This window comes from Rhodovarius sp. (assembly GCF_040399605.1).
GTDB lineage: Bacteria > Pseudomonadota > Alphaproteobacteria > Acetobacterales > Acetobacteraceae > Rhodovarius > Rhodovarius crocodyli_A.
In genome coordinates this window covers 21,678-37,321 of sequence record NZ_JBBARU010000025.1, presented here as the reverse complement: position 1 = coordinate 37,321, position 15,644 = coordinate 21,678, and the positions used below count along the sequence as shown (strand labels likewise).

At 64.0% G+C, this 15,644-nt stretch carries 16 protein-coding genes; 10 read left to right on the top strand and 6 right to left on the bottom strand.

The genetic code is table 11. The features are described from left to right. Positions 1–328: 328 nt before the first annotated feature. A complete protein-coding gene (locus ABWP84_RS08935) occupies positions 329–625 on the bottom strand; it encodes a hypothetical protein (protein ID WP_353211676.1) in 297 nt (98 codons plus the stop codon). 465 nt (positions 626–1,090) lie between these two features. Further along, positions 1,091–1,390 (bottom strand): hypothetical protein, encoded by a 300-nt coding sequence (locus tag ABWP84_RS08930; protein ID WP_353211675.1) that lies wholly within the window; start codon positions 1,388–1,390, stop codon positions 1,091–1,093. A gap of 401 nt (positions 1,391–1,791) precedes the next feature. Here ABWP84_RS08930 and ABWP84_RS08925 point away from each other — a divergent pair, with 401 nt between their 5' ends. From ABWP84_RS08925 to ABWP84_RS08905, 5 genes are all read left to right on the top strand, one after another. Beyond that, on the top strand, positions 1,792–1,917 hold the full coding sequence (locus ABWP84_RS08925; RefSeq protein WP_353211674.1) for a hypothetical protein: 126 nt from the start codon (positions 1,792–1,794) through the stop codon (positions 1,915–1,917). 191 nt (positions 1,918–2,108) lie between these two features. Further along, positions 2,109–2,264, top strand: a complete 156-nt coding sequence (locus ABWP84_RS08920) for a hypothetical protein (RefSeq protein ID WP_353211673.1) — start codon at positions 2,109–2,111, stop codon at positions 2,262–2,264. A gap of 123 nt (positions 2,265–2,387) precedes the next feature. Continuing rightward, entirely contained in the window at positions 2,388–2,675 is a 288-nt protein-coding gene (locus ABWP84_RS08915) for a hypothetical protein (RefSeq protein WP_353211672.1), read from the top strand. 134 nt (positions 2,676–2,809) lie between these two features. Then, on the top strand, positions 2,810–3,958 hold the full coding sequence (locus ABWP84_RS08910) for an NADH:flavin oxidoreductase/NADH oxidase (protein WP_353211671.1): 1,149 nt from the start codon (positions 2,810–2,812) through the stop codon (positions 3,956–3,958). Between the two features lie 157 nt (positions 3,959–4,115). Next, on the top strand, positions 4,116–4,919 hold the full coding sequence (locus tag ABWP84_RS08905; RefSeq protein WP_353211670.1) for a hypothetical protein: 804 nt from the start codon (positions 4,116–4,118) through the stop codon (positions 4,917–4,919). A 414-nt stretch (positions 4,920–5,333) separates the two neighbouring features. Here ABWP84_RS08905 and ABWP84_RS08900 read toward each other — a convergent pair whose 3' ends face one another. Beyond that, positions 5,334–5,579, bottom strand: coding sequence for a hypothetical protein (locus tag ABWP84_RS08900; RefSeq protein WP_353211669.1), 246 nt, complete (start codon positions 5,577–5,579; stop codon positions 5,334–5,336). A 35-nt stretch (positions 5,580–5,614) separates the two neighbouring features. Further along, complete coding sequence (locus ABWP84_RS08895) at positions 5,615–5,890, bottom strand: hypothetical protein (protein ID WP_353211668.1); 276 nt, start codon at positions 5,888–5,890, stop codon at positions 5,615–5,617. A 239-nt stretch (positions 5,891–6,129) separates the two neighbouring features. Between ABWP84_RS08895 and ABWP84_RS08890 the strand changes: the two genes are divergently transcribed. The 4 genes from ABWP84_RS08890 (at position 6,130) to mmsB (ending at position 10,491) form a co-directional block, all read left to right on the top strand. Continuing rightward, the gene (locus ABWP84_RS08890) at positions 6,130–7,377 is read left to right on the top strand and encodes a serine hydrolase domain-containing protein (protein WP_353211667.1); all 1,248 of its coding nucleotides are present in this window, start codon (positions 6,130–6,132) and stop codon (positions 7,375–7,377) included. 4 nt (positions 7,378–7,381) lie between these two features. Then, entirely contained in the window at positions 7,382–8,443 is a 1,062-nt protein-coding gene (locus tag ABWP84_RS08885; protein ID WP_353211666.1) for a TauD/TfdA family dioxygenase, read from the top strand. Positions 8,444–8,509: 66 nt separating this feature from the next. Then, positions 8,510–9,613: a CoA transferase gene (locus ABWP84_RS08880; protein ID WP_353211665.1), complete on the top strand. Its 1,104-nt coding sequence runs from the start codon at positions 8,510–8,512 to the stop codon at positions 9,611–9,613. A 2-nt stretch (positions 9,614–9,615) separates the two neighbouring features. Further along, positions 9,616–10,491, top strand: a complete 876-nt coding sequence (gene mmsB / locus ABWP84_RS08875) for a 3-hydroxyisobutyrate dehydrogenase (protein ID WP_353211677.1) — start codon at positions 9,616–9,618, stop codon at positions 10,489–10,491. A gap of 60 nt (positions 10,492–10,551) precedes the next feature. Here mmsB and glcF read toward each other — a convergent pair whose 3' ends face one another. Both glcF and secA read right to left on the bottom strand, forming a co-directional pair. Next, positions 10,552–11,829, bottom strand: coding sequence for a glycolate oxidase subunit GlcF (gene glcF, locus ABWP84_RS08870; RefSeq protein ID WP_353211664.1), 1,278 nt, complete (start codon positions 11,827–11,829; stop codon positions 10,552–10,554). A gap of 57 nt (positions 11,830–11,886) precedes the next feature. Beyond that, positions 11,887–14,586 carry a preprotein translocase subunit SecA gene (secA, locus tag ABWP84_RS08865; RefSeq protein ID WP_353211663.1) on the bottom strand — a complete coding sequence of 900 codons (2,700 nt, stop codon included), beginning with the start codon at positions 14,584–14,586 and terminating at the stop codon, positions 11,887–11,889. A 166-nt stretch (positions 14,587–14,752) separates the two neighbouring features. Between secA and ABWP84_RS08860 the strand changes: the two genes are divergently transcribed. Beyond that, on the top strand, positions 14,753–15,643 hold the full coding sequence (locus ABWP84_RS08860; RefSeq protein WP_353211662.1) for a peptidylprolyl isomerase: 891 nt from the start codon (positions 14,753–14,755) through the stop codon (positions 15,641–15,643). The last annotated feature ends 1 nt before the right edge of the window (position 15,644 follow it).

Here is a 15,644-nt window from a genome sequence, read left to right as displayed (position 1 = left end):
GCGGTGGAGCTGGCCCAGTGGGAATCAAGGGTCCGGCCCATAAAAACCAGCGCGAGTTGCTGGGCAATAGCGGTTGACATGAAAATCTCTCCTGTGGGTGAAAGACCGATCAGTGGCCTCGGAGCACGGAAAGCCTGGGAGTTGGCGTCAGCGTATGAAAACGATTGCAATTGCACTCAAGGCTATTGAACAACCTTGCAAGCAAGCAGCCGTAACGCATGAAGCCTTCCCCTGGGCAGCCACGCCTAGAAGCCCCTTCTTCGATTGGCCCACAGGATTTAGCGTGATTCGATAATTGAGTATAGCGTAATTCGCTAACCCTGCCGGATTATTTTTTGGCCGGCAAAAACGCCCCTGCGGCCAGCCAGGCGGCCACAGCCTCCGGGTCTCGGCCCACGATGATCTCATGCGCGGCGTTCAATAAGGCAGGCGTTGTCTTATCGCCAGGCGAGAAAAACAAACGATCGGCCGTCACGCGGTATATTTTTGACAACATTTCAATATCTTCAACGCGCACGGCGGTTTCACCGCTCTCCCATTTGGCTAAGGAGGCCTGGTCCATGGCGTCGCATCGCTCGAGCTGGGCCGATATCAGGAAGACGACGTTCTGACGCGTCAGATTCAAGCTTTCCCGCCAAGTCCGAAGATATGGCATTCGATAACCGGAATTGCGTCTTTGCGTAACCATGGGTGGTTCATGACACCGAACTGCCGCCGGCGAAATACACATATGCGCTAATGGATGTGGTTGTAAATTCACGGGAATCGCTAGTTGAGGCCCCAGCCCCGCCATGCGGCGCCACCACCGAGTTTCAGAACCGCAAGAGGGTCGTGGTGATGAACGGTATCGCATGGGTTTTGGGGGCTGAGAGTGGCTGATGTTATGTTGTGCCAAGGCGGGGCATTTACCGGGACACAAACCGGGACATACCAGACAAACGGGACAAATTTGGCCGCCCTCACGGCGGATTGTGTTTCCACTCCCCGCGTGAGTTCGTTCAGCAGCAGTCCATCCAACAAGCGAGGTGTCCGGTTTGATGGGGGTCACCCCATGCCGAGTGCCGCCTAGCCGGTCTTTTTCATTAACGAATTAAGCTTTGGGCAAAGACTGAATAACCGCAGTTCGCTCCGCAGAACGCATTGCGGTGTCGTATAGGGGCCTGTGGCCGTTGAGAATTGATTGAAGCTCATGCGCCCGGTTGGCGGCGAGGCTGGCGAGCCATTTAAAGGCAGCGGAACCGCCAACGCCCTGCAACTCGCAAGGCGATAAATAGGACAAAATGCGCGTCGCGTTCACCAGCGGTTCAATGAACGGATCCAGCTCCAGCGCTGTAAGCACGCGGGGGCTTGGGTGAGCGCAGCCTGACTGAAGATCGGGATTGTTTTCCAAAGCATGTCCTCCTTATTCGCCCATAGGTTCGCATCATGTGTAAAACGTTACAAATTGTTTTTTTGCGGATCGGGCGGCTGACGACAGGAAAATTGAGCCGTTCATATCGGTCAGGGGTCGTTGCGTCCTCGCACATGATTTCCAGCAGTTAAACTATTGAATCGATTAGCGATTCCGTGAAGCTTGTCCCGCGCGCGGCGTTCAGGCTGCATCCAGCCGGGGGTACCGCCGACCATCGCGACGGCATCGTTAGACGGGAGTCCAGCTAGAACTCCTTAATTTCTTCCCACAAAATTACCTCAAGTTTCGATAAAAAACACCCGTTGTGCGGGTCCTGGCTGAAATCGATGAGCTAGGCGCGGCTGTGGCTGAGGTGGCGCATCCCGCCAGATCATCATGCGGTGTATTCCAAGGCGCCGGGCGTGGAGGCTGGCGGCTTTGTCCGCACCCTGCTGCGGTTTTATGGCCCTATGACCCATGAGCCGCTCTTCCCTGAGCCGCTGCCCTTACCGGCCAATAAGGACTAGTCGTTAGTTGCTGGCGCAACCATGCTGCATGCCCACGCGCCGCCGCATGGGCGGGCTAGTGGCGCTGCTTCACCTCGCGCCAGGCCATGCAAGCTGCGCGGCGCGGCAACGCATCCATGGGCGCAACTCGGCGGGCGCAGCCGCTCGGCCCCGCCCATGCGAATAACCACCCCCTCCGTAATCACGTTTTCGTGAGCAAAAAGCAGGCTTGGGTCAGCCTGCCCTGCATTTCAATGCATGCATTAGGCGTCATTGTACTGATTTGGCTTTATAATAAACGGGATGAGGTGATGCCGCCCGCGGCAAATTCGCCGCCGGCCAAGGCCTGGGCGCTGACGAATTTGTGAAAATATCACCGGCGGGTGTCGATATTCTCATGGTTTGTCGGCTACGTTTATCTGTTACCGTTAAAACAAGCGTCATAAAAAATTACGGACGGAGAGAAATCGTTGGAAGAGGATCCTGCCTCCATGCCGGAAAATGATGACGAACAGGTGCGGCATCTCACGCCGCTGGATTTGGAGCCGTTCATCACGCCACTGTTGAATGCAACCCGCATTCTCTCCGCCCTCTCCCCCTGCGCCTTGCAGGGCGCCGCCGGGGCGGCGGCTTATCAATGGATTGCAGGCTATGCCCATCACCGGGCGCATGAGCTGGACTCAGTCATCAACGGCCGCTCGCCGCGGTATGATACGATGATGGAAACCTCCGAACGGTCGGCGGTTATCAATCGAATCCTCAAAGTGGAGCGCAGTTGAGCGGGCGTTAGGCAGGGGCGCGGGCTGATGGCGGCTGGGTTTTCGTTGCTGCCCTAAGGCGGCGATGGGTCTCTCTGCCACGGCCGGGCTCTGCTATGCGGGAGGGGCTCATTCGCCGCAGATGGAGCCCGCCCGTGCCTGATCTGTTCAGCCCATTCACGCTTAAGGGCATCACGCTGCGCAACCGCATCGCCATGTCTCCCATGACGATGTATCGCGCGGTTGATGGCTGCATGAGCGATTTTCATCTGATGCTGCTGGGCTCGCGCGCGGCGGGTGGCTTTGGCCTGGTCTTCCCCGAGCAGATTGCGATCACGCCTGATGGCCGCACCTGCACATCCTGCGCGGGCATTTGGGATGACAATCAGGTTGAGGGCCTGGCCCGGGTTACGGCCATGATCAAGGATATGGGCGCCGTTCCTGCCATCCAACTTGGCCATACCGGGCGCAAGGGGAGCGAGACCAAGCCCTGGCACGGCAAAATACAATTGCCGCCCGACCATGCGGATGGGTGGCAGGTGCGGGGCCCCTCGGCCATTCCCTATGGCGGCCGCTACACCTACCCGGTGCAGGCCATGACGGTGGAGGAGATTCACGACATCCATCGCGCCTATGCCGCAGCCGCACGCCGGGCGCTGGATGCGGGGTTTGAGTGGTTGGAGATGCATTTTGCGCATGGCTATCTCGGCGCCAGCTTTTTCTCGCCCCTCGCGAACCAGCGCAGCGATGCCTATGGCGGCAGCCTGGAGAAGCGCCTGCGCTTCCACCGCGAGGCAATGGACGCCGTGCGCGCGGTGTGGCCGGAACGCCTGCCGCTGACGATGCGGCTGGGCTCGGATGATTTCAACGAGAAGGGCGTGCGGTTTGAGGATTCAATCTGGGCGGTGGGTGAGCTGAAGCGCCATGGGCTGGACCTGGCGGATTTGAGCCTGGGTATGAACACCGATGAGGTGAAGGACCTGCCCTTCAAGGAGCTGGGCTTCATGGTGGAGCGGGCCGCGCGCGTCCGCCGCGCTGTGGATATACCGGTGGGGGTGAGCTGGAATTTGGGGGTCCCGGCGGTGGCGGATAGCGTTATCAGGCAGGGATTGGTCGATTTGGTCATGCTGGGGCGGCCGGCACTGTCCAACGCCCATTGGCCGGTTTGGGCGGCGCGGGAGCTTGCGCATGCGGACCCGATCTCCCTCCTGCCGGAAGACTGGGCATGGTGGCTGCGCAACCGGCCGGGCCCGGAAGGCGTGCTGGGCTGGCCGCCGGCGAAGCCTGCAGCCCCCGGTTGCTGAAGGGGCAGGGCAGATCGCCAGCAGAGCCCTCGAAGACTCTGCGGGTGCCCGGAAAGCGCCACAGCACGAATTTCTTCCCGTCTTGCCGCAACAAACAGGATACCCAACAACACCTTCTCCAGGCATGACGGGAGAGCATTGGAATCGGGGGGTTTAAATGCGTTTTGCGGGTTTTTACGCGGCGATGCTGCTGACGGGTGGCGCCGCTGCGGAACAGGCGCCTATCAACCCGGATGCCTTGGCACGCAGCCTGGCCAATCCCCTTGCCGGCAGCACCACCATCAGCACCGAGATGCGGCTGGCCGCGGGTGAAGGGCAGGGCCGGCACGGCTTGGTCAATGAATTCACCATTCTCCGCCCCTTCAGCCTGCCCGAGGCATGGATGATTGCAACCTTCACCAAATTGCCGGTCACCATGATTGCAAATTCTCACCAATATAATGGCTTAGGGGATGTCTCATTCGACGCCTTCCTGGTGACGCCGCCGCGCAACAACCTCTATCTGGGCCTGGGCTTTACCTCCTCCATGCCTGCAGCCAGCCGGGCGGGCCTGGGTTCGCGCAATTGGGAGGCCGGGCCGGCCGCCGGCCTCTATTATCAGGATGATACGATCACGACCGGCCTGCGCTTGAGCCAGCGCTGGACAATGGCCGGGCCCACGAATTACGAGCGGACGACCATTTCAATGCTGAATGCGCAATTCTCGCTGGGCCTTGGCAATGCCTGGACCACGGGGGTCAGCACCGAACTGCGTTATGATTGGGAGACAAGCGGGCGGTTCCGCTGGACCGTGCCCCTCACAGCCTCCCTCGGCCGCGTCTTCATGATAAATGACGAGTATGCGGCCGAGCTGAGCGGCCTTGTCACCCATTATGCGCTGACAGGTGGCCCACAGCGTTCCGTATGGGAGATCGGGCTGAGCCTGCGCTTCGTGGTGCCGCGCGGCTTCCTGTTTCGCTAGCAGGCTGCTGGCGGGGGAAAAGAAAGAGCGAAAGGGCTTTGCCCTCTCGCGCTCTCCCACCAGGAAAATAATTTTCTTGGACCTTTGATTAATTTTAGGGCCCGCTTATTTTACGATATTTCGAGGAAAATACAATAATAATAGTAATATGTAATATAAAAACATTATTTCATATTTTTATGCGTGATATATTTATCAAATAAAATATGATAAATTAAATATATAATTCTCGAAAATTAAATTAATCGAAGGTGCAGGAAACTGAGTTTCCTGCTGGGGTGCTCGAGGGGCAAAGCCCCTCGATCTTTTTGACCCCCGCAATTCATTGTTCAGCCCCCGCCAGATCATCTGGCTTGGCAAGACCGCTCGGAACATCTAGAGCCGTCCTGCATTGTTCGGCTCAGGAGCCTATAATCAGCGCGCGCCGGCCCGGTTGACCGGTCCACCGCGATTGGCGCCGCGGCCTGCACCCGCCGCTGGCCTCGCCCCCACACCAGGGGCGCCGACGCCCACGCCAGGCCTCACGCCCACGCCGGGGGCACCCACCCCGGGGATAGCGACGCGCACCGCTGCGCGCCGGGCCGGAACCGCCTGCGCCGCAGCCTGCGGCACAGGCAGGGTGGTGGCGACAATCAGGGCCGCAGCGAACCATTTCAACATGGTGTTTCTCCTTTTGGGCAATGGGTTAAGCGGGTTCAATTGACTTGGCGCAGGCAAGCACCGGCCGCCTCGGCCGCGCTGCGGGCCACGTCACGGCTCATGCTGCCATTCATCACCAGCGGGCGGGCCACGGCGCGCAGCGCGTCAGGCACGGCGGTGCCGCCCACCACAGCTGGCAAGGCGCCATCATACAAGGTCTTGCTGGCGGCGGGCAGCGCGGCCGCGCAGCGATCCGCCGCCGCCCTATCGGCCAGGGCAGGCCCGCAGCACATCACCGCAGCCGCCAGAAGAACGCCAACCAAAACCCTCATCGCCAAAATCCCTTGAATTTGCATATAACAGAATAGACACCTGAGGGGCCAACATTCGCCGGCAAAGCGCCACAGGTTTTCGTGAATTTTACTTATCATGTTGAGCGATGACGCGCCAGCCGAGCCAATGCCAGGCGGGTGGCGGGCAATGCCCAGCCCTGTGTTGTCTTTCCACCGCCAAAGGACCTAGGCTTTCCCCAAGCCCGGCGGCAAGCCGGCGCATCATAGGGGAGAACTCGATGAAAACGCTGCTGGCCTGCGCCATGGCGCTCTTTGCCCTGCCGGCCCTGGCGGCTGACCCGCTGCCGCGGGCCACACCGCAATCACTGGGCTTTTCCGCCGAGCGGCTGGACCGCATCCGCACCACCATGGAGGCTGATATCGCCCGCGGCCAATTGCCCGGCGCGGTCATTGCCATCGCCCGGCGCGGCCAACTCGCCTATTACGAGGCCTTCGGCCATATCGATGGCGCCCGCACCCGGCCCATGCCGCGCGACGCCATCTTCCCTATCGCCAGCATGACCAAGCCCTTGACCGGCGTGGCGCTGCTGACGCTGCTGGAAGAGGGAAAGCTTGCCATTGGTGACCCCATCACCCGCGTCTTCCCCACCATGGCCAATCGCCGCGTGGCGGTGGATGGCAATCCGGACAACACCGTGCCCGCCGCCCGGCCGATCACCCTGATCGACCTCGCGCGCCACAGCTCGGGCATCACCTATGGTGCGCGGGGCAATACGGCGCTGCACCGGCTCTATCCTGGGTCCTCCGGCACATCCTCGCGGCAATTCACCCCCGCCGCCTTCATGGAGCGCTTGGCCAGCCTGCCGCTGCTGCACCAGCCGGGAACAGTGTGGGATTACAGCCTGTCGATCGACGTTCTCGGCCTGGTGGTGGAGCAATTGACCGAGCAGCGGCTGGGCGTGGCGATGGAAAACCGCATTTTCCGCCCGCTCGGCATGGCCGATACCGGCTTCCTGGTGCCCCCGGCTAACCGCGCCCGCTACGCCACCGCCCTGCCGACCGACCCCATCTCGGGCCAGCCGCAGAATGTTGATATGGGCCTCATCGCGCCGCAATTCGAATGCGGCGGCGGCTGCGCCGTCTCCACCGCGGCGGATTATGTCCGCTTCGCCCAGATGCTGCTCAATGGCGGCGCGCTGGATGGCCGGCGGGTGCTCTCTCGCGCCTCGGTGGCGGAGATGACGCGCGACCACATGCATGCTGGCATTCAGAACAACCTGACCAATACCGAGGGCAATATGGTGAATTGGGGCTTCGGCCTCACCGTTGCCGTGCGGCGTGAGGGCGGCAGCGCGCTGCTGGGCAATCGGGGCATGTATAGCTGGAACGGCGCCTATGGCACCGCCATGTGGGTCGACCCCGAGGAGGAGCTGGCCGTGGTGTTCATGGCCGCAACGCCGGGGCTGCTGCGGCAATATTATCGCCGGGTGATCAACGCGCTGGTCTATTCCGCAATCGGGGATTGATGCGATGACCATCGAAACCCTGCCCCGCCCCATCGCAGCCGCCCATGCCTGGCGCGGCCCCGAGATGGCGGCACGCCAGGATTGGATCCGCCCGCTGACCGGCGCCGAGATCGCCGCCCTCGATGCCGAGGTGCGCCGGCTCGATGCCAGCGGCATCGACATCGCCGCCATTGGCCCGGCCGATATGCCGGTGCCCGCCCTGGCCGGCCTCATCGGCGAAATCCGCCGGCAGGTGCTGCATGCGCATGGCTTTATTCTGCTGCGCGGCCTGCCGGTGGAGCGCTGGACCACGCGGCAGACCGCCATCGCCTATTTCGGCCTGGGCACGCATCTGGGCGAGCCGGTCTCGCAGAATGGCAAAGGCCATATCCTGGGGCATGTGAAGGATATCGGCATGGATTACGCCTCGCCGGTGCATCGCGGCTATCAGACGGCGGCGCGGCTGCCCTACCACACTGATTCGGCCGATGTGGTGGGCTTGCTCTGCCTCCGGCCGGCCAAGGCGGGGGGGCTTTCCTCCATCGCCAGCTCCGCCGCGCTGTACAACGCCATGCTGGAGCGCCGGCCAGACCTGCTGGCTGAGCTGGTGCGCCCGGTCTATCGCGACCGCCGTGGCGAAGTGCCAGCCGGCGCCGAGGAATGGTACATCGTCCCCATCTTCAACCCCATGCCCGGCGGCGGGCTGATCACCACCTATGTCCGCAGCACCATGCGCAAGGCGCAGCGTTTTCCCCAGGTGCCGCGCAGCACGACTGCGCTGGAAGCGGCCTGCGACATGCTAGACGCCCTGGCCGAGAGCGATGAATTCCATCTCGATATGGATTTTCAGCCTGGCGATGTGCAGCTGATCAATAATCACTGGGTGCTGCATTCGCGCACCGAATATGAGGATTTCCCCGAACCCGAGCGGCGCCGGCATCTCTTCCGCCTGTGGCTGGCCTGCGCCGAGGGGCCGGCACTCCCAGAAGTCTTCACAACCACCTGGCAGGGTGCCAATGCCAATGGCCGGCCGGGCGGTATCCTGGTGCCGGGGGTGGCGCTGAACGCGCCGCTCGAGGCCGAATAGCCGCACCGGCCCCCTTCCCTGCCGCCTGGAATGGCGCAGGATGCGGGCGGGAACCAGGGGAACGCCATGCAGCCCTATAAGGGATTATTCGTGCTCGATGCCGCGCAGGGCATCGCCGGGCCATATTGCGGCATGCTGCTGGCCGCAATGGGCGCGGAGGTGGTGAAACTGGAGCCGCCCAAGGGCGATTGGTCGCGCGGGCTCACCACGCGTGAGGGCTCGCACAGCGTGATGAGTTCGGTCTTCAACCGCGGCAAGCGCAGCCTGGTGCTGGACCTGGCCGCCCCCGCCGAGCGCGCAAAAGCCCAGGCGCTGATGGCGCGCGCCGACGTGGTGATCGAGGCGTTTCGCCCCGGCGTGGCCGCGCGCATCGGGCTGGGGCCGGCGCATGCCCGGGCGGATGCGGTCTATGTTTCCATCTCCGGCTTTGGCCAGAGCGGGCCCTATGCCGAGCGGCCATGCACCGATGCCGTGGCCCAGGCGTTTTCCGGCCTTGTCAGTCAAAATGCCGGCATGGATGGCGCGCCGCATAAGGTGGGCACCCTGCCGGTGGATATTCACACCGGCATGTCCGCCTTTGCCGCCGTGCAGGCAGCGCTGGCTGACCGGGCGCGCGATACCACGCCGCGGCAGCGGGTGCTGGATTGCTCGCTGATGGCCGGGGCGGCCTCGCTGCTCTGCACCTCCATCGCCGAGGCTGGGCTGCTGGGCCGCTTGCCGGCGGAGTTGAACGTGCCCGCCGGCAGCTATCAGGCCGGCGATGGCGCCTGGGTGATGATCGCCCTGGTGCGCGAGGTGGATTGGGTGACGCTGGTGGGCGTGCTGGGGGCGCCGGCACTGCTGCAAGACCCGCGCTTTGGCTCTTTCCCGCTGCGGGCGCAGAACAAGCCGGCACTGCTGCCGATGCTGCGCGGGATTTTCCTCACCCGCCCGGCGGCGGAGTGGATTGCGGCGCTGCATGCGGCGGGCATTCTCGCCAGCCGGGTGAATACGGTGCTGGAATGGCTGGAGGATGGGCATGTGCAGGCCAGCGCCGCCGCGCCCTGCGTCGAGCAGCCGGGGCTGGGAAGGCTGCCTTTGGCCAATCCGCCGGGCCTGGATATTCAGCTCGGCCCCGCCCCGGCGCTGGGCGAGCATAGCGACGAGATTCTGCGCGAGATGGGAGGCTGATGATGGCACGCATAGGCTTTGTGGGTCTGGGCAATATGGGGCTGCCTATGGCGGCGAATCTCTGCCGCGCCGGGCATGCGGTGGTGGGCTTTGACCTCAGCGAGGCCGCCATGACCGGGCTGGAGGCCGCCGGTGGCCGGCGGGCGGTGGATGCCGCTGGCGTGGCGGCGGGCGCCGAGATGGTGATCACCATGCTGCCGGCCAGCCGGCATGTGCGTGAGGTCTGGCTCGGTGGGTTGGCGGCGGCGGCACGGGCGGATGCCATCTTTATTGACTGCTCGACCATCGATGTGGCAGCGGCGCGCGAGGTGGCGGCGGCGGTAAACCAGCCGCTGCTTGATGCCCCGGTCTCGGGCGGGGTGATGGGAGCTGAGAATGCCACGCTCACCTTCATGGTGGGGGGCGAGGATTCTGCGGTGGAAGCCGCCCGGCCGGTGCTGGAGGCGATGGGCCGCAGCATCGTGCATTGCGGCGCCGCCGGGGCGGGCCAGGCGGCCAAGGCCTGCAACAATATGCTGCTGGCGATTTCCATGATCGGCACCTGCGAGGCGTTTTTGCTGGCGGAAAAGCTCGGCCTCTCGCACCAGGGGCTGTTCGATGTTGCCAGCAAATCCTCTGGCCAGTGCTGGGCGATGACGAGCTATTGCCCGGTGCCGGGGCCGGTGCCGGCCAGCCCGGCCAATCGCGACTATAAGCCCGGCTTTGCTGGTGCCCTGATGCTGAAGGATCTTGGCCTGGCGCAGGCGGCGGCGGCGAGCACGGGTGCCTCCACGCCTTTGGGCGCCCGCGCGCTGGAGCTTTATGAGGCGTTCTGCGCCGAGGGTGGGGCGGGTACCGATTTCTCCGGCATCATCCAGATGCTGCGCGGGCAGGGGTGATCAGAGCATTTTCGAGCCTTGCGGCTTCGCAAGGCGGCTCGGAACATGGGGGAATAAAAGCTACAGCGCGGCGGGTTTTGGCCCGCCGGCCATCCAGTCCAGCATTTGCACGGTGTGGATGGTGGGCAGCGCCTCGCCGCCCAGCTGGGTGAGGCAGCCGATATTGCCCGCCACCAGCACCGAGGCACCGGTGCGGTTGATATTGGCCAGTTTGCGCGCGCGCAGCCGCTCGGCGATGTCGGGCTGCATGATGTTATAGGTGCCGGCACTGCCGCAGCAGAGATGGCCCTCCAGCGGTTCCTTCACCGTGAAGCCCGCCTTTTGCAGCAGCTGGTTGGGCAGGGCGGTGATCTTCTGGCCATGCTGCAGCGAGCAGGCGCTGTGATAGGCCACGGTGATGCCCGGCGCGGGCCGGCTGGGGGCATAGCCGAATTTGTCCAGCGCCTCGGAGATGTCCATCGCCATGGCGGAAACGCGCGCGGCGGCGGCGGCTTCCGGCGCCTCGCGGAACATGAAGCCGTAATCCTTCACCGTGGTGCCGCAGCCCGAGGTATTGACCACCACCGCATCCAGCCCCGCCGCGTCCCAGGCCAGGATATTGGCCCGCGCGGCGGCCATGGCGGGGTCATGCAGGCCCATATGATGGGTCAGCGCGCCGCAGCAGCCGGTGGAGGGCGGCACCACCACCTCCACCCCCATGCGGGTGAGAAGGCGGATAGTGGCGGCGTTGATCTCCGGGTCCAGCACCTGCTGGGCGCAGCCGGCCAGGAGCGCCACACGGCCGCGCCGCGCGCCCTCGGCGGGGTAGAGGCTGCCGAGGGGTTGTGCCGGCGGCAGGGTTTTCGGTGCCAGTTTCAACATGGCGCGCAGCCTTTTGGCCGTCATCGACTGGCCGGGGATCAGGCCGGCGAGGCCACGCACCAGCCCGGCCAGGCGCATGGCGGGGCGGAAGCGCGCCGGGTAGGGCAGAATCATCGCCAGCATGCGGCGCAGCAGGCGCTCGGGCAGGGGCCGGTCATAGGTCTCCTCGATATGCCGGCGGGCATGATCGACGAGGTGCATGTAGTTCACCCCGGCGGGGCAGGTTGTCATGCAGCTGAGGCAGGAGAGGCAGCGATCGACATGGCGGGCCTCGAGCTCGGTGGCGGGGCGGCCATTCTCCAGCATGTCCTTGATGAGGTAGATGCGGCCGCGCGGCGAATCCAGCTCATCGCCCAGTTCCACGAAGGTGGGGCAGGTGGCGGTGCACATGCCGCAATGCACGCAGCTGCGCAGAATGGTATTGGCTTCCCGCAATTCGGGGTCGCGCAATTGCTCAGGCGTGAAATTGGTTTGCATGGTGATCCTCGGCTGGCGGGAGAGCCTAGGTCATGTCACGCGGCTCGGCCATGGCGCTCACATGCGCCCATGGCAGTGCTTGTACTTCTTCCCCGAACCACAAGGGCAGGCCGAATTGCGCGGCGTGCCAGCCCAGCTTGCCGGGTCGTTCGGGTTCACCGCCTCGCCGCGGCGCGGCGCCACCGCCACATCGCCCTGGCCCTCCATATCGGCACCATCGGGCGAGGGGTGGCGCATATCCAGCACGCGCACCGGCTCGGGCATCGGTGGCGGCGCATCGGGACGCAGTTCCACCCGCATCAGCAGCGAGGTCACCCGCACCCGCAAATCCTCCAGCATGCTGTTGAACAGCACGAAGGCCTCGCTCTTATACTCGTTCAGCGGGTCCCGCTGGCCATAGGCGCGCAGGCCAATGCCCTGGCGGAGATGGTCGAGCTGCAGCAGGTGCTCCTTCCACACCTGATCGAAGAGCTGCAGCAGCAGGCTCTTCTCCACCATGCGCATCATCTCAGGGCCGATATCGGCGGCGCGCACGGCGCTTGCACGGTCGGCGGCGTCTTGGAGCCGCTCGAGGATCATGTCGTCATCAATCCCCTCCTCCTTGCCCATCGCCGCCACCGGCAGGTCCAGGTTGAGGTTAACGCGCACCTTCTCCTCCAGCCCGGCCAGGTCCCATTGCTCGGGGTAGGAGTTTTCCGGAATGGCGGCGCGCACCATGTCGTGGATGGTCTCGCGGCGCATTTCTACAACCGTCTCGGACAGGTCGCTCGCTTCCATGTACAGCCGGCGCTGGGAATACACCTCGCGCCGCTGATCATTCATCACATCATCATATTTCAGCAGGTTCTTGCGGGTGTCGAAATTGCGCGCCTCGACCTTCTTCTGCGCCTTTTCGAGTGCCTTGTTGATCCAGCTATGGGTGATCGCCTCGCCTTCCTTGAGGCCGAGTTTCTGCAGCATGCCGCCCATGCGCTCGGAGCCGAAGATCCGCATCAGATCATCTTCCAGCGAGAGGAAGAAGCGGCTGCCGCCGGGGTCACCCTGGCGGCCGGAGCGGCCGCGCAGCTGGTTGTCGATGCGGCGGGATTCGTGGCGCTCCGTGCCGATCACGAAGAGCCCACCGGCCGCCATGACGGTCTTCTTATACTCCAGCACCTCAGCCTCGTGCCGAGCGAGTGCTGCCTCATAGGCCTCGCCATCCGAGGTGCCGGTCTCCTGCCGTGCCAGCATATCGGCATTGCCGCCGAGTTTGATGTCGGTGCCGCGGCCGGCCATATTGGTGGCGATGGTGATGGTGCCAGGCCGGCCGGCCTGGGCGATGATGCCCGCCTCCTGCTCGTGATAACGCGCATTGAGCACCGCATGCGGGATTCGCTTGGCCTTGAGGATGGCCGAGAGCATTTCCGATTTCTCGATGCTGGTGGTGCCCACCAGCGCGGGCTGGTTGCGGGCGCGGCATTCCTCGATCAGCGTTGCCACCGCGTCATATTTCTCGGCCGTGGTGCGATAGACCTCATCATCGCTATCCACCCGCGCCACCGCCACATTGGTCGGAATTTCAACCACTTCCAGCTTGTATATCTCAGCGAATTCATCGGCTTCGGTCGATGCCGTGCCGGTCATCCCGGCCAGCTTCGGGTAGAGACGGAAATAGTTCTGGAAGGTGATCGAGGCCAGCGTCTGGTTCTCGGGCTGGACGGTGACGAATTCTTTCGCCTCCAGCGCCTGGTGCAGGCCATCGGAGTAGCGCCGGCCATCCATCATGCGGCCGGTGAATTCATCGATGATGATGATCTTGTCGTCACGCACGACATATTCGACATCGCGCTTGAACAGGGTATGGGCGCGCAGCGACTGGTTCACATGATGCACCAGCGAGATATTCTCGGTGTCGTAGAGTCCACCCTCGGTCAGCACGCCGCCCGCGCGCAGCAGCGCCTCGATCTCCTCACCACCCTTTTCCGTCATATTGACGGTGCGCTGCTTCTCATCCTTCTCGAAGCGCTCAGCATCGGTCACGAAACCCACCATCACGGCGTTGACGCGGCGATAGAGGTCCGAGGTGTCATCCGTCGGGCCGGAGATGATGAGCGGCGTGCGCGCCTCATCGATCAGGATCGAATCCACCTCATCGACAATGGCGAAGTTGAAGCTGCGCTGGACCATGTCGGCCAGCCGGTACTTCATGTTGTCGCGCAGATAGTCAAAGCCGAATTCATTGTTGGTGCCATAGGTGATGTCACAGGCATAGGCCGCCTGGCGCTGATCATCATTGAGGCCATTGACGATGACGCCGGTGGACAGGCCGAGAAAGCCGTAGAGCTTGCCCATCCATTCGGCATCGCGGCTGGCCAGATAGTCATTCACCGTCACCACATGCACGCCCTTGCCGGAGAGCGCGTTGAGCACCACCGGCAGGGTGGCAACGAGGGTCTTGCCCTCGCCGGTCTTCATTTCAGCGATGCGGCCTTCATGCAGGACCATGCCGCCAATCATCTGCACATCGAAATGCCGCATGCCGAGCGCGCGCTTGGCAGCCTCGCGCACGATGGCGAAGACCTCCTCCAGCACCGAATCCAGCTCTGTTCCTGCGGCGAGTTGGTCGCGGATCGCCTGCACGCGGGCGCGCAGCGCCTCGTCATCCAGGGCAGCGAGGCCGGATTCCAGCGCATTGATGCGCGGCACCCTCGCCTCATGGCGCTTCAAAGCGCGGTCATTCGCAGAACCGAAAATGGCACGAGCCAGGCGGGAAAACATGATGTGACCTATTCTCCGGCCCCATGCGCGCGGCCGGTGGGCTTCCAAGGGGCAGAAGCGCAAATAGGGCGGGGGCATCGCAGGGTCAACGTGCGGCCCAACTTGTGGCACCCGGGCGCATCGGCCATTCTGATCAGGAATTTAAAAATCTCTGGGGCCCTGCCGCATGCGTTTCCCGCATTTTGCCTTTCTTCTGCTCGCCTCATCGGCCCTGGCACAGGCGCCTGCCGCGCCGGACGCCATCATCGCCCGAATCGAGGGCGAGCCGGTGCGCATGTCCGATGTGCTGGCCACCGCCGCAGATGTGATGCCGGCCGAAATGCGCGGCGTGCCGGCCGAGGCCCTGCTGGCCATGATCCCGGCCGAGGCGATGCGTCAATTGATCGACCGCACCATCACCGACCGTGCCCTGATCGCCGCCGCCCGCCGCGCCGGGCTGGACCGTGACCCGGAGGTGCGCGCCCGCCTCGCCCGCGCCGAGGCGCAGGAACTGACCCAGACCCTGCTGCAGCGCGAGGTGCTGCCCCGGGTGACCGATGCCACCATCCGCGCCCGTTATGACCGCGATGCCGCCGCCAACCAGGCCGAGGACGAGGTCCGCGCCCGCCATATCCTGGTGCCGACCGAGGCCGAGGCGCGCACCGCGCTGGCCGACCTCAATCGCGGCCAATCCTTCGAGGATGTCGCCCGCCGCATGGCCACCGGCCCCGGCAGCCGCGAGGGTGGTGATCTGGGCTGGTTCAAGCGGGCCGATATGGTGCCGCCCTTCGCCGAGGCCGCCTTTGCCCTGCAGCCGGGCCAATTGGTGGCCGCACCAGTGCGCACGCAATTTGGCTGGCATGTCATCCGCGTTGATGAACGCCGTCGCACCCAGGCGCCCAGCTTTGACGATTCGCGGGAGCAAATCCGCCAGGCGCTGCTGCAGGAAGAGGTGGCCGGGGCGGTTGAGCGGCTGCGCGGCTCGGTCAATATCGAGCGGGTGGAGGCGCCGGCTGCCCCCGCCGCACCGCTGGTGGGCACGCCACCACCCCCACCCGCCCCGGCTGGGAGGCGCTGAA

Coding starts and splice junctions, on each gene's coding strand:
- ABWP84_RS08915 (WP_353211672.1), top strand. CDS start 2,388: ATGCCGGAAAATGATGACGAACAGGTGCGGCATCTCACGCCGCTGGAT.
- ABWP84_RS08905 (WP_353211670.1), top strand. CDS start 4,116: ATGCGTTTTGCGGGTTTTTACGCGGCGATGCTGCTGACGGGTGGCGCC.
- ABWP84_RS08900 (WP_353211669.1), bottom strand. CDS start 5,579: ATGTTGAAATGGTTCGCTGCGGCCCTGATTGTCGCCACCACCCTGCCT.
- ABWP84_RS08895 (WP_353211668.1), bottom strand. CDS start 5,890: ATGAGGGTTTTGGTTGGCGTTCTTCTGGCGGCTGCGGTGATGTGCTGC.
- ABWP84_RS08890 (WP_353211667.1), top strand. CDS start 6,130: ATGAAAACGCTGCTGGCCTGCGCCATGGCGCTCTTTGCCCTGCCGGCC.
- ABWP84_RS08885 (WP_353211666.1), top strand. CDS start 7,382: ATGACCATCGAAACCCTGCCCCGCCCCATCGCAGCCGCCCATGCCTGG.
- ABWP84_RS08880 (WP_353211665.1), top strand. CDS start 8,510: ATGCAGCCCTATAAGGGATTATTCGTGCTCGATGCCGCGCAGGGCATC.
- mmsB (WP_353211677.1), top strand. CDS start 9,616: ATGGCACGCATAGGCTTTGTGGGTCTGGGCAATATGGGGCTGCCTATG.
- glcF (WP_353211664.1), bottom strand. CDS start 11,829: ATGCAAACCAATTTCACGCCTGAGCAATTGCGCGACCCCGAATTGCGG.
- secA (WP_353211663.1), bottom strand. CDS start 14,586: ATGTTTTCCCGCCTGGCTCGTGCCATTTTCGGTTCTGCGAATGACCGC.
- ABWP84_RS08860 (WP_353211662.1), top strand. CDS start 14,753: ATGCGTTTCCCGCATTTTGCCTTTCTTCTGCTCGCCTCATCGGCCCTG.